This window comes from Pseudoalteromonas sp. SG43-3, from assembly GCF_014164385.1.
Taxonomy (GTDB): Bacteria; Pseudomonadota; Gammaproteobacteria; order Enterobacterales; family Alteromonadaceae; genus Pseudoalteromonas; species Pseudoalteromonas distincta.
The window spans coordinates 1-13,982 of the sequence record NZ_JACJFC010000020.1; the positions used below are offsets into that span (position 1 = coordinate 1).

Genomic DNA, 13,982 nt, shown 5'->3' on the forward strand with positions numbered 1-13,982 from the left:
CAAACACTTAAAATGATTTTAGCGTATTTATTTGTATAATATAAAAATTTAAAGTGTTAATTTAAAGAAATAAAAAAAGAATATCAACCAGCAATAATTTAAATAACCGCAACGTAAACAAAATATTTACAAAATCTTTTTTTAATCTCGAATAATGCTATTTAAAAATTAGTTATACTCACTAATTTTTAAATAATTTCTAAAAAATATGGTAATAAAACCAATTAAAATTTATTTAATTACTAATTCGAACTGCTAGATAGTTAAGCTAAATATAATAAAAACCGCTGAGTTAGCGGTTTTATTATTAAGGGCTCTGTTTTATTAACGAATACATTGTGGCCTAGGCTCGAACTCACTCGCCCTAAGCGGTAGCTGAATCACCTTGCCACATCCTGGTGGTGCCTGCTTACCCGTTTGTTCATTTACAAATGCCCAGCGTATTGATGGTGGACGCGTATCAGCTATTGCTTGTGGGTTAAGTGGTTTTAAGTAACGAATATATGCTTCTAATGCGCCTACGCTACCTGTTAAACCAGTGCTTTTGTTGTCATCTCGACCAAGCCACGCAACAGTCACTGTATTTTGATCAAAGCCTGCAAACCAACTATCACGTAAATCGTTGCTGGTCCCTGTTTTACCAGCGAGCTGGATTGACGGAAAGTGTAAATTTAAGCGTTTAGCAGTGCCATCTTTCGTTACGCGTTTCATTGCGTATTTGGTCATATACATTGCAGATTTATCAAAACGAGGCTCTGCATTTACTTTATGCTTATAAAGTACTTTACCAACAGAGTCAGTTAATGCCGAAATTGCAGTGAGCTTTTTATATTCGCCATCTGCAGCAATTGTTGTATAAAGCTGAGCCACTTCAAAACTCGACATTTCAACAGCCCCTAAAAGCAGCGATGGGTATTCGTCTATCGCCCCTGTTGCGCCTAAACCTTTCAATGTATTTACTACTTTATCAACACCTACATCGAGGCCTAAATTAACCGCTGGGATATTTATACTGTTACTAAATGCTTTATAAAGTGGAATTGCACCACGGTATTGGTGGTCAAAATTTTCTGGTTGCCACACTTTACCTTGCTCATTTGTGACCTGTACTGGCGAGTCATCAAGCAAAGTAGCTAAATTATAATGTGGCAATTGCAGTGCGGTTAAATACACGGCAGGTTTTACAAGCGAGCCTATATTACGTTTTGTGTCTAAAACACGGTTAAATCCTGAATATCGAACATCGCGACCAGCAATAAGTGCAGAAACACCGCCTTTTTCTACATTAACAGAGATCATGGCTGCTTCTAGTTTTTCAGTTCTAGGGCGATTTTCCAAGTACGGTAAACTCTTTTCAATCGACTCTTCCATTGCTGTTTGCTTTTGCAAGTCAAAATAAGTAAATACTCTTACGCCTGCATCAAGTGTTTGCTGATCAGGTAATAATTCATTTAACTCTCTGTTTACTAGCTCTAAATAGCCTGGGTATGATTTTTGTAAACTGGCTTTCATTGGCGCAATATCAATTGGGCGATTAAGCGATGCACGGTACTCTTTTGTGCTAAGTAACTTATTTTCGACCATTAGACGCAGCACTAAGTCCCTGCGCTCCATTGTGCGCTCTTTATAACGACGTGGGTTGTAATAAGATGGGCCTTTAACCATTGCCACCAGCAGAGCAATTTGATCGTACTCAAGCTCGTCTACAGGCTTTGAAAAGTAAAAGTCAGAAGCAAGCCCCATACCATGGATACCTTGGTTGTATGACTGCCCTAGGTATACCTCATTTAAGTAAGCTTCTAATATCTGATCTTTTGAATAGCGATAATCTAAAATAAGGGCAATAAAGGCCTCATTTATTTTTCGTACTAAAGAACGCTCACGCGTGAGGTAAATATTTTTAGCTAATTGCTGAGTAAGCGTACTGCCACCTTGAACGGTGCGTCCCGCTTTAATATTTGAATAAAGCGCACGTAAAATAGAAAACACCGACACACCATGGTGATCATAAAAATCACGGTCTTCAACTACCAGTAGCGTATCTTTAAGCATGGCTGGGAACTTATCTAGCGGTACAAATTCTCTATCTTGTTTAGAGTCGTTGCCAATTCGCGCTATTTGCACAGGTTCTAGGCGAGCAGAGTTTAAACGCCTGCCGAACTTATCTTTAATAGTCGCAACTTTTTGCCCTGCAAAACGAAGTTCAATAATATGTGATTCTTCAAGGCCATCATAAAATTCAAAATCACGGCGATAAATCTTGATGCTATCTGCTGTTTTAACAAACTGCCCTGTTCTGCTTAATCTATTAACAGATGAATAATGTAGACGCTCTAACTCAAACACAACTTCTTGGCTTGATAAAAATTGCCCCGGATAGAACTCCATAGAACGAGCATACACTTGCGCTGGAAGTTGCCATTTATTACCTTCAAATATACGTGTAGTTTTTGAATCTAAATAAATGAAATACATTGCCATTGCAATAAAAACAGCCAAGCTGAATTTCCAAAACACTGACCATGTTTTTCTCATAAAAGAGCGTTTAACAGTGGGATTCACTGTTTTTTTACTACCCTTTGATGTGCTTTTTTTTGTCGTGCTTGACGATTTACTAGCACGTTTAGCTGCAGGTTTGCTGGTAGGTGTTTTTTTATTGTCGGCCATTTAAGTGTAATTTATTCCAAGGGTTATTCACGAGTGTGAGCTTAGCATATTGGGCATATCCTAACATCCGAAAAGTTAACCCCCCCTGAAACAAAAAAAGCCCTACCGAAGTAGGGCTTTATGTAAACACACTATTATTTAAATAAACTATTAGCTATTTCTAACAGAAACAAACTCTGGGTAGGCTTCAATACCACAATCGTGTTGATCCATACCGTTTAGTTCTTCCTCTTCAGTTACTCGTATACCCATTGTTTTGTTAAGCACAGTCCAAACAATAAATGATGCTACAAATACAAAGGCAAGAATACACACTAAACCAATTAACTGATTGACAAAGCTTGCATCACCATTGGTTAGCGGTACTAACATAATACCTAATGCACCACACACACCGTGTACAGAGATAGCACCTACTGGATCGTCAATCTTAACTTTATCAAGTGCTATAATGCTAAACACAACTAATGAGCCACCAAGTAAACCTAGTAAACATGCCATTAATGGAGAAGGTGAAAGTGGGTCAGCAGTAATTACAACTAAACCTGCTAATGCACCGTTTAATACCATGGTTAAATCTGATTTGCCCCAAAGTATCTTACATACAAACAGTGCAGCAATAGCACCCATTGCAGCAGCTGCATTAGTATTAAGTAATATTTGACCTACCGCAGTTGCGTTTTCTTTATCCGAAAGTAGTAATTGAGAACCACCGTTAAAACCAAACCAACCCATCCATAAAATAAATGTACCTAGTGTAGCAAGTGGTAAGTTTGAACCTGGAATTGGGTATATTTCACCGTTTTTACCATATTTTCCTTTACGAGCACCTAGGATTAGTACACCCGCTAGTGCAGCAGCTGCACCTGCGCCATGTACAATTGCAGAACCTGCAAAATCTACAAAGCCCATTTCAGATAAGAAACCACCACCCCATGTCCAGTAACCTTCAATAGGGTAAATAAAACCAGTTAGTACTACAGCAAAGCCAAGGAAAGCCCATAGCTTCATACGCTCAGCAACTGCACCCGATACAATCGACATAGCCGTTGCAACAAATACTACTTGGAAGAAAAAGTCAGATTCTAAAGAATGATCAGCATCAGCAGCTTGTGTGCCAATTAAAGCGCCTATTGAAGGAATAAAACCACCTTCGGCATTGTCTACATACATAATGTTGTAGCCAACTAATAAAAACATCGTACATGCAATTGAATACAGCGCGACATTTTTAGTTAAAATTTCAGCTGTGTTTTTAGAGCGAACTAAGCCCGCTTCTAACATGGCAAAACCTGCTGCCATCCACATTACTAATATACCTGATATTAAAAAATAGAAGGTATCGAGTGAAAACTTTAGTTCTATTATTGTATTTTCCATGAGACCCCCTTAAATTGCTTCTTCGTCAAGTTCGCCAGTACGGATACGAACAATTTGATCTAAGTCGTACACGAAAATTTTCCCGTCACCGATTTTACCTGTTGATGCAATTTTAGTAATTGCTTCAACAACACGTTGACAATTTTCAGTACGAGTTGCAATTTCAAGTTTGATCTTAGGAATAAAATCTACTTGGTATTCTGCACCACGATATAACTCAGTATGACCTCGTTGACGTCCAAAACCTTTAACATCAACTACTGTCATCCCCTCAATTCCTAAATCAGCGAGTGCTTCACGCACGTCGTCTAATTTAAATGGTTTTATGATTGCACTAATCATTTTCATAGCGGCCCCCTCGGACTCTTTATTGTTATCCTGTTGGGTTAAACAATCCAACCTTTGTGCCACTATTTTTATATACTTTAAAACAATAAGTTAGTGAAAAACAGAAACTAAATAACAAAAAAAACGCACCAATTAGGTGCGTTAATTTAACAAGTTATCTACATTGGTGCGTGCAATATATTAATTGCATGCTTAGCTTTATATAACAGAGCTATACCACGCAGTTTCTTCCTTGGTTTTTAGCTTCGTATAATGCTTTGTCAGCAACACGCATTGCCTGCGTCAAGCTAGTGTCTTGAAAGTCTGCCAAGCCTATACTTGTAGTAATTTTAATTGATTTATCGCTGATAGAAAAATCGTAACTAGCCAGCTTTTTTCTAAATGCTTCAAAGTATTCACGACCACGTTCAAGCTCTATCTCAGGTAATATTATGGCAAACTCTTCTCCACCAACCCGTGCAACTGTAAACTTTGAAAACGTAGTACGGATTAATGAACCAACCTGCTTTAAAGCCTGATCGCCACCCTCATGGCCTAATGTATCGTTAATATTTTTGAAAAAATCGATATCTAACAATGCGAGAGTATTTTTCTGGTTTTTACTTTTAAGGAGCTTTTCTGCATATTGATAAAAATAGCGTCGATTATGAAGCCCTGTTAAATGATCCCTATGCGCGCTTTCTTTAATATCTGAAATTAACGATAGTTGCTCCATTGTTTGAAGTACTCGACAATGAAACTCCTCATTCATAAATGGCTTTGTTAAAAAGTCATTGGCGCCATATTTGATAAATCGCGCTGATAGGCCATGTTTCCCCGCGCCCGACAAGCCAATAATTGCTAAGTCGTCTCGGCCTCTAAAGTTACGTACCGCTTTAACAAGTTCAAAGCCATCCATAGAAGGCATAGCGTAGTCGGTCATAAGTAGCTTTATATCAGGATTAGCTTTTAATATTTCGAGTGCTTGTTGTCCATCGTGGGCATCTGTCACATCAAACAATTGCTTTTCAAGCATTTGCTTCATTAACGAGCGGCTCAGTAATGAATCATCTGCTACTAATGCTTTACAACCTTGGTTTCTTAGCAATTGCGCAACGAGTTTAACGGCGTAATGGTAAGAGTCGCGATTATCTTTAATAACATAATCAACGACACCTAATTCAAGCATTTGTTGGCGCTTGTACTCATCTATTTTTGAGGTTAAAACAACCGTAGGAATCTTTTTAGATAAAGTATATTTTGCGACTTCACCGTGAGGAGCATCTGGCAAGGTTAAATCAACTAACGCAAGCGTGTAGTCGTATTTTTCTACGTAAGTGGCACATTCAGCTAAAGACCAAGCAAAATCGATTGCCACATCAAGGTATTGTGCAGTTAAGTGGCGAAGTACCTGCTGCACTACTTTACTGTCTTCAACCACTAATACTCTTTGCATAAAGCTTCTCTTTACCTTTAATTAGTTTTACCACAAAACGACAAATACCACGCAATTACTGCAATAGCATTAGTCATAAACATCCGGTGTAGAGTGCACTTATGTGCTTGAAAGCGTAATCCGTTAGATTTTTTGGTGATAGCCTGTATAAAAAATCAATACAAGTAGGCCGCAATATACCTGAATTTTGCAATTAACTAAATAAAGAAAGTAAATCCAAAATAACTATAAAAGCGATTAATACGCGCCTTTCAATGTATTAATACCTTACTTAACCAGTATTATCGGCCACTAGTCTCAATACTTTTGTTATTTAACTCATTTTTATCTTTAATGATGTATCAACAATAATAAGGACACCTAATGAAGCTTAGTCGTATTATCAGTTTACCGATAACCGTTATTGCATTAATAATTAGTACAAGCACGCTTGCCGATAACCAACGTCGTATTGATGTAGACAGCAAAGTAGTTACCCAACATAAGGCTAAAATTAATGGCCAGCGTTTTAGTTATACCGTAGCTACAGGCACACAACCTGTATGGGATGATAAAGGCGACGCGGTTGCTACACTACAATACACCTACTACACACGTGACAAAGTTGACGACAGGACAGCTCGCCCATTACTTATTTCATTTAATGGCGGGCCGGGTTCGGCTTCTGTATGGATGCATCTTGCTTATACTGGCCCTCGCGTATTAAAAATTGATGACGAAGGCTATCCAATTCAACCTTATGGCGTAAAAGACAACCCATATTCTGTACTTGACATTGCCGATATTGTTTACGTAAACCCGGTAAATACTGGCTATTCTCGCGTACTTGAAAACGAAAAAGGCGAACTGCCTTCCAAAGCAAAACAAAAAGAGTTATTTTTTGGTGTTAATGCCGATATTAAATACCTTGCTGAGTGGTTAAATACTTTTGTAAATAGAGCACAGCGCTGGCGCTCGCCTAAATTTTTAATTGGTGAAAGCTACGGTACAACACGTGTATCTGGACTCGCTCATGAGCTTCAAAACAGTCAGTGGATGTACATAAACGGTGTTGTTCTCGTATCACCTACTGACATTGGTATTAAGCGCGATGGTCCGATTAAAGCAGCTAACCGCCTACCTTACTTTGCAGCGACTGCTTGGTATCACAAAGCACTTAACGCCGATTTACAAGCTAAAGATCTTGATGAGTTATTACCTGAAGTTGAAGAGTTTACTGTAAATGAGTTAATCCCTGCGCTTGCTAAAGGTGGCTTTATTAATGCTGATGAGAAGCGACGCATAATTACAAAAATGGCGCACTACGCAGGCTTATCAGAAAAGTTTGTTGAGCAAAATAACTTAGATATTCCAACTCAGTTTTTCTGGAAAGAGCTACTACGTGAACGTGGTCAAACTGTGGGTCGCTTAGATTCTCGTTATTTAGGAATGGATAAAAGAGACGCGGGTGAATCCCCAGACTACTGGGCTGAACTTACCTCTTGGTTACACTCTTTCACTCCTGCAATTAATCACTACTTGCGTGAAGAGCTAAACTATAAAACGGATGTAAAATATAATTTATTTGGTAATGTTCACCCATGGGATAGAACCGGTAATAATACAGGCGAAAACCTACGTTTAGCAATGGCACAAAACCCTTACTTAAACGTGATGATCCAATCAGGATACTTTGATGGCGCAACCAATTACTTTGACGCTAAATATACGTTATGGCAATTAGACCCAAGCGGTAAAATGAAAGACCGTTTGAGCTTTAAAGGCTACAGAAGCGGACACATGATGTACCTTCGTCACGCTGATTTAGAAAGCTCTAATAACGATTTACGTGACTTTATACAGCACGCTTTACCCAAAAAAGGGCAAGCGGCTAAATACTAATATACCTAAAACAAAAAATGGCTCTTTAAGAGCCATTTTTTATGTGCGTTTTTCATATCGTAAACAATAGCTTTTAAGTTGTGTGACTACAGCGTTAAAGCGCTCTTCCAGCTGCTGTATATAATCACCTTTAACTATTTCACTCTCTGCCTGTGTTTCTATCTGTTGGCATATATTTGCCAACTCAATAGCCCCCACAGACTTTGAAGACGACTTTAATGCATGAGCCTGAAAAGCTAAATCAACATAGTTTTTACTTTTAGCATACGCGTTAGCTAATTTAATTTGCTCCCCTGCTGTTTGTAAAAACGCATTAAATACCATGCAATGTACGCTAGGATCATCACCAAGCATTGCTTTTAGTAGCGTAATATCTAATTGATCAAAACTATCTGAAGCTATATTTTCACCATCTGATTTTTCTGAACGTGTATTGACCATAGTTTGAGAATGCTCCATCAATAACGACTTTAATTTAACAAGCTCAATAGGCTTTGTTAAAAAGCCATTCATTCCACAAGTATAACAATTATCTATGTTGTTTTTGGTAATGTTGGCCGTAATTGCAATTATAATCAGTTCATCAAAATGAGTGTTTTCGCGTATTTTTTTGGCTAACCCTAACCCATCGAGTAAGGGCATTTGAATGTCGGTTAGTAAAATATCAAAGCGTTTATTTTGTATGGCCTCCCAAGCTTGCTCACCGTTACTTACAAAAGTAGAGCACACTCCAAGCATAGTTAATTGCTGTTTTAACACTTGCTGATTTGTAACTTGATCTTCTGCCACTAAAACCTCAAGCGTAGGAAGCGTTACCGCATTTAAGCTTTGCTGTGTTATTTGAGGGGCTTGCACTTGTGCTGGCAAGTCAGTTTGATCAAAACTGTTAAAGTTTAGCGTAAAACAAGAACCTTTGTGCTGCTCGCTTTGTGCGCTCAAAGACCCTTGCATACGCTCTACCAGCTGCTTAGTTATCACTAAACCAATACCGGTTCCATTTACTTTACTGGTTTCAGCGCCTAAGCGGTCAAAAGGTTTAAATAGGCGAGAAATGTCATCTGGAGAAAATCCACATCCGGTATCTATTACATCTATTTCGCATTGTTTATTACTTAACACCCGACAATTAATATTAATACTGCCATTTGGTTTGTTGTATTTAATCGCATTTGAAAGCAAGTTAAGCATCACTTGTTTAAAGCGGCGCTGATCAATATAAATACTCAACCCTTCTAAGGACTCAAAACCGTGAGTTTGCAGTGTTATTGATTGCCCTTTAATAAGCTCAGTGACAAGCTCTACTGACTCTTCTAATATGCTTTTAATAGGCACATAAGAAAAACTAAACTGCATATTACCCGACTCAATAGCTGTTAAATCAAGCACATCGTCTATGAGTAATAGTAAATGTTCTCCAGCTTGATAAATGCTTTTCGCGTTTTCTTTTTGTACTTTATTTGCACTCTCATCATATCCATACAGCTGGGCTAAGCCTAAAATTGCATTTAATGGAGTTCTTAATTCGTGGCTCATACTGGCCATAAAATCTGACTTTGCTTTACTTGCAGACTCAGCTTGAATTCGTAATGCATTTAATTTTTGATGGTTATTCGCAACCTCATCAACCATATTATTAAATGCATTTATTACACTGCCCACTTCATTTTGTTGTTGTTTATCTATATGGCAATCAAAGTCGCCTTTGGCTAAACGTGAAAACCCAAGTTTTAGCGTCCTCAACGGCGATGTAACCCTGTAATCCACCAGCCAAGCCAAACCTATAAAAACGATAACTAAAATAATAAATTGTATATATATTAAGGTGTAATGAAGTTTTGAAGATTCGTTAATTTCATTAGTAAAATTAACAACCAAGCTAATATTAGCCAGCGGTTTGTCTAAAAATATCACCTGTTGAGATAACAGCATGTCGCCGTTTTCATTTGCTCTAACCCAATTATCAAGCGGATACAATTGGTTTTTTGAATCAACATCAACAATTTTAATACTTTTCCAATTAGGGCGAGTTTGAAGTTGACTGTCTATCTCTTCATATAGCTCTGCATATTGCCTAGTTAACAACGGAGTCGTTATAGAAGTCGATAACTGCGCTAAAGAACGCTGAGCAGCCTTTGAAAGGCCATCGTTTACCCAACGCGCTTGTTCAGGTAATGCGTAAAACATAAAAAGACATGCCATAAGCAAGCCACAAAGCAATACAACAATAAAGCTTTGCGCCCTTAAACTACGAAACCCTCTAATTTTCAACATAAAATGAGCGCAAGCCCCACTGAGTTAACTGCTGATACTCTGCTAAAGTTGCAATACTAGGTTTAATAATTGGGATACCTGCAAGTAAATGTTTATGCTCTGCGCTTTGCCCTATATCTAAAATAGCTTGTTGCACTTTTAACTGTATTGCAGCATCAACCCTTGGGTGGGCGACAATTGGGTGGCGACTAATTTCACGCGTTTTATAAAGAATTTTGAGTTTGTTTTGTAAGCTTTCTGGTTGTTGTTTAAATGTGCCCATTACACCACCGCCCGCCATTGTTGAGTGCAGTGCTACATTTAAATATACCGATGGATGAGTTTGGACATATACAGGCTTTATTGTTAGCCCGTATAACAATGCTAAATCAGCTCTCATTAATAATGACGCACCTAATGCGTTAGGTGCAGGGAATGCTATTTCAGCGCCCTCTAGTTGGCTTAAATTATCAATATCACTGTCTTTGTTTACGAGCAAAATACCTTGCAGCTTTCGCCCTGCATCTTTTATTAGTGGTAAATACCCCTGTTTTTCGTATGCTATAACACTATGCCATGGGTTCATGTATGCAAAGTCGTACTCGCCATTAGCAAAGGCTTTTTCAAATACAGGAATAGACTCAACTGTAATTAGCTTTATTGTTACCCCTGTTTGCTTACTTACTTGTTTTAACAAAGGTTGCCAAATAGTATTTAGCTTTTGCGGCTCGTATTGCGGCACTACACCAAAGGTATATTCTTGAGCTAATAAGAATGAGCTGTGTATCAAACATAATATAGCCACTAAATACTTCATCAATTCTCCAAATAATAGCGTGTCATTATTGCTTAAGCGTAGTTAAAGACTACTCAACACACCATTAAATTATTATATATTCGATATTTAGCATTGACCTGCTTTGATTACAGGTGGTTTTGGAGTGTATTTTTTATCTGTGAGCATATGATGCAAGTTCATAAATGTGATGTAAGTACTTTTCAATCCGACCTTATTGCTTAGCCAAGTAGGTATTGCCCCATCAGGCAAAGCATATACTTGGTACTCAATATCAAGGCGGCCTTTGTCCTCACTCAGCAGCCAGCGTGCATTTAAAGTAGTAATTCTTATAACGCCATTGTTTTTGGGCTGCTTATTAGGGCGAGCCTTAATAAGCAATTGGCTTTTATTTGCAGTCAACTGTGAATAACAAGAATAAGTAATGCTATCTCTATCTCTAACAGGCCAAGGAGAATTAAAATAACTGTACACTAAATTTTCTGATGGGCTTATGTGCTTAATAACCTTTACCTGAGATATATTTTCGAGCCATTGGGGTGCGGCATCGGTATCACTAAGTAATTCTAAAAACTCATTGGTGGATACGCCTTTCACGCTCATCTGCGCTTTTACTTCAAAGGTATTATCACTGTGGCTTTGATAATACACACTTACGCCATTTTTGTTTTTATACAAATGCCATATAGGCTCAGCATAAGTGTTAAAACTAACTAATAAAAAAATAACGAATAAACACTTTTGCAACTGAATTTTATTACAAAAGCGCATCATTTATTTTTGCCAGTAAGGTTCTATGTCAAGTGAAGCAAGGCGACTTTGCTCCATGGCACTGACCAAATATTCAGACTTTTGTTCAAGCCATGACTGGATTTTAGCAAGCTGTTCGTCCTCTTGCCCTGCACATAATTGCTTTAAATACTCAAGCGTACTTAATTCATAAATACCATGAGAAATATCAAGCCAAGGCAATCTAAACTCTAGGCGTTCTTCTTTATCAAATAACGATCCTAAACAGTTACCGCTCAGTAGGCTATTTTCAAGCTGAGTTCGTAGGTTTAAATACGAAGCGACATCGAGTGTTTGCTCCTTTGGAAGCAACTCGTGCAGGTTTTTCCAGTCTTTATTGAAAAGCCTATTGGCAATAGACGACACATTTTGCTCAGCCGCTTGAAGCTCTGCTTGCCCCCAGTCTTTACGCCATTGCTTATCGATTAACCAGGTAGTTAACGATAGTAATAAACGATTATAACGTGCGCTGTGAAACAGTGCATTTATATCGTCAATGCTTGGCTGTAACTCTTTTAAGTCTCCAATGACTTGAGCAAGTGCTGGCGCCGCATTAATTTTTTTATAAAAAGCATGGCGTTTAGACGTGTACGTTTTTAATTGAATCGCGTTTTCTACCCACGCTAATTCACTTAATAACCATTTAAGTTCGGTACGTAAGTGCTCTGTACTTTCTTTAGATACTATATCGTCGTATAGCCAAAAAGTATGGCGGATTAAACTGATGCCGTCAGTTACGCGTTTAAGTGTTTTTAAACTTGGCTTATCGAAATAGCATTGCTCGTGCTTTTGTACAAAGCGAATGCCAAAGTTCATGGCTTCAACTAAAGCACGCTCTTGAGTAGTCGACTTTGGTAATTGTACAAAACCAATAGATTTGCTTGGCATTAAAGGTTTTTCATCAGCAAGCCGATAACCACGCGCGGCCTTAGAATACAAACCTAAGCGTATGCAGTTTTGGCTAACTAATATATCTGCAAATGCAAACAGCTCATTACGACTGCCCTCAACTAGCTCAATTTCTAGCTCGCTAATAATTTCAATTTTACCCGAAGCCGCAATTTCACCTTTATCGAGTACGACTTCAATTTTAGCGCCACTTTCGGTTTCAATTAACCAAGTACGACGAATGAAGTTAGTACTAAATATTGGATACAAGTTTTTTGAGATGGCGCTTATTTGCATGCCATGAGGCCAAATATCAGCATCAAACGCCATTAAATTAGGGCGGCTTGATTCAATTGGTAAATTGTACTCTGGACGTTGGTGTAAACCACCTACCACTTCACCTGCAAGCTTTATAGTTTGCTCGCATTCGCTGTCAGAACAACGCGTTCGAAAGCCTATATCAAGCGCTCTAAGCTCTCTGCTTGGCGTATCGTAGTATGCATTTTGTAAGCTGCGAGACGGTTTATTCTTCACCGTTTTTGCAAATTGAGTAATTAACGAGGGGATCAGTGGAATAACGGCATCTGATACCAAAAATTTCAGTTCTATCTCAGTATCCATTCGGTTTGCGGATTACCTTTAAAATAAATAAGTGCTCAAAATAAACAAAGCGCCTTAACAATGCAAATTTTTTAACCTTATTTTAGGGCTTGATGACCTTTGCGGATTAAAATTCGTTCTATCTAGGAGCAATTTAATCACAGCGTGAGGCTTGTAACCTAGTGGACTCGATAACTACTCCTGCGTTACCGTACTGGGTTACAATATCAGTCTTGCTATTGATCTATTTAATCCATACTATCTAACTACTTATGTGAAATAAAAATCACGTTCATAACGGACGCAGTTAGATCAACAAGGTAGATAAATGCTAAAACATTGTTTATTAGGGCTACTTTTAACAGCCACCACATTCATGAGTTATGCACAAGAAGCACAACCTGCAAATTCAACGAATGCAAACACCGCTTATATTATCGATAATCTATACACTTTTATGCGCTCTGGGGCGAGTAAAAATTATCGACTACTCGGCTCTGTAGATGCTGGAACAAAGTTAACCTTGTTATCAAATGAAGAAAACGGCTTTATAAAAATTAAAGATGATAAAGACCGCGAAGGCTGGATAGAAACTAAGTTTATTACTAAAACAGCGGGCTTACACCAACAGTACAAAACACTAAGTAGCGAAATGAGCACTATGCAAGAAAAGCTACGTCAAGCTCAAATAGAACTTCCACAGCTACAAGAACAAAACCAAACTTTAACAGATCAAAATCTGCAGTTATCTGCTCAAATTACTAAGCTTAAAACAACGCTAGAGCAAGAGCGCACTCAAAAAGAAGCTGCTAGCTCAAAAGAGAAACGCCAGCTACTTACTTACGGTGGTGCTATTGCGTTTTTAGGCCTGTTTTTAGGTATTATATTAACGATAGTGCTGTCACGTCGTAAGCGCTACGAAGGTTGGGCGTAAAGCTCCATCCAACT

Annotated in this window: 10 protein-coding genes; 2 read left to right on the plus strand and 8 right to left on the minus strand. The window is 38.2% G+C overall.

The genetic code is table 11. The annotated features are described in order from the left end of the window. Positions 1-324 precede the first annotated feature (324 nt). The 4 genes from mrcB to H5157_RS16495 all read right to left on the minus strand — a co-directional run bounded on the left by mrcB (position 325) and on the right by H5157_RS16495 (position 5,830). The gene (gene mrcB / locus H5157_RS16480; protein ID WP_024596271.1) at positions 325-2,667 is read right to left on the minus strand and encodes a penicillin-binding protein 1B; all 2,343 of its coding nucleotides are present in this window, start codon (positions 2,665-2,667) and stop codon (positions 325-327) included. Positions 2,668-2,817: 150 nt separating this feature from the next. Beyond that, positions 2,818-4,047, minus strand: coding sequence for an ammonium transporter (locus tag H5157_RS16485; RefSeq protein WP_024596272.1), 1,230 nt, complete (start codon positions 4,045-4,047; stop codon positions 2,818-2,820). 9 nt (positions 4,048-4,056) lie between these two features. Further along, the gene (locus H5157_RS16490; RefSeq protein ID WP_004587162.1) at positions 4,057-4,395 is read right to left on the minus strand and encodes a P-II family nitrogen regulator; all 339 of its coding nucleotides are present in this window, start codon (positions 4,393-4,395) and stop codon (positions 4,057-4,059) included. A gap of 211 nt (positions 4,396-4,606) precedes the next feature. Then, complete coding sequence (locus H5157_RS16495) at positions 4,607-5,830, minus strand: diguanylate cyclase domain-containing protein (RefSeq protein ID WP_002958922.1); 1,224 nt, start codon at positions 5,828-5,830, stop codon at positions 4,607-4,609. 363 nt (positions 5,831-6,193) lie between these two features. On the opposite strand from H5157_RS16495, the gene H5157_RS16500 reads away from it, so the two are divergent. After that, on the plus strand, positions 6,194-7,711 hold the full coding sequence (locus H5157_RS16500; protein WP_182725093.1) for a S10 family peptidase: 1,518 nt from the start codon (positions 6,194-6,196) through the stop codon (positions 7,709-7,711). Positions 7,712-7,750: 39 nt separating this feature from the next. On the opposite strand, the gene H5157_RS16505 is transcribed toward H5157_RS16500, so the two are convergent. The 4 genes from H5157_RS16505 to H5157_RS16520 form a co-directional block, all read right to left on the minus strand. Next, positions 7,751-9,982: an ATP-binding protein gene (locus H5157_RS16505; protein WP_182725094.1), complete on the minus strand. Its 2,232-nt coding sequence runs from the start codon at positions 9,980-9,982 to the stop codon at positions 7,751-7,753. Continuing rightward, positions 9,969-10,778 (minus strand): phosphate/phosphite/phosphonate ABC transporter substrate-binding protein, encoded by an 810-nt coding sequence (locus H5157_RS16510; RefSeq protein ID WP_182725095.1) that lies wholly within the window; start codon positions 10,776-10,778, stop codon positions 9,969-9,971. Before H5157_RS16510 ends, H5157_RS16505 begins: the two co-directional genes overlap by 14 nt. A gap of 87 nt (positions 10,779-10,865) precedes the next feature. After that, positions 10,866-11,531 carry an START domain-containing protein gene (locus H5157_RS16515; protein ID WP_182725096.1) on the minus strand — a complete coding sequence of 222 codons (666 nt, stop codon included), beginning with the start codon at positions 11,529-11,531 and terminating at the stop codon, positions 10,866-10,868. Then, the gene (locus tag H5157_RS16520) at positions 11,532-13,055 is read right to left on the minus strand and encodes a CYTH and CHAD domain-containing protein (protein WP_024596277.1); all 1,524 of its coding nucleotides are present in this window, start codon (positions 13,053-13,055) and stop codon (positions 11,532-11,534) included. A gap of 307 nt (positions 13,056-13,362) precedes the next feature. Between H5157_RS16520 and H5157_RS16525 the strand changes: the two genes are divergently transcribed. Continuing rightward, the gene (locus tag H5157_RS16525; RefSeq protein ID WP_002958928.1) at positions 13,363-13,968 is read left to right on the plus strand and encodes a TIGR04211 family SH3 domain-containing protein; all 606 of its coding nucleotides are present in this window, start codon (positions 13,363-13,365) and stop codon (positions 13,966-13,968) included. The last annotated feature ends 14 nt before the right edge of the window (positions 13,969-13,982 follow it).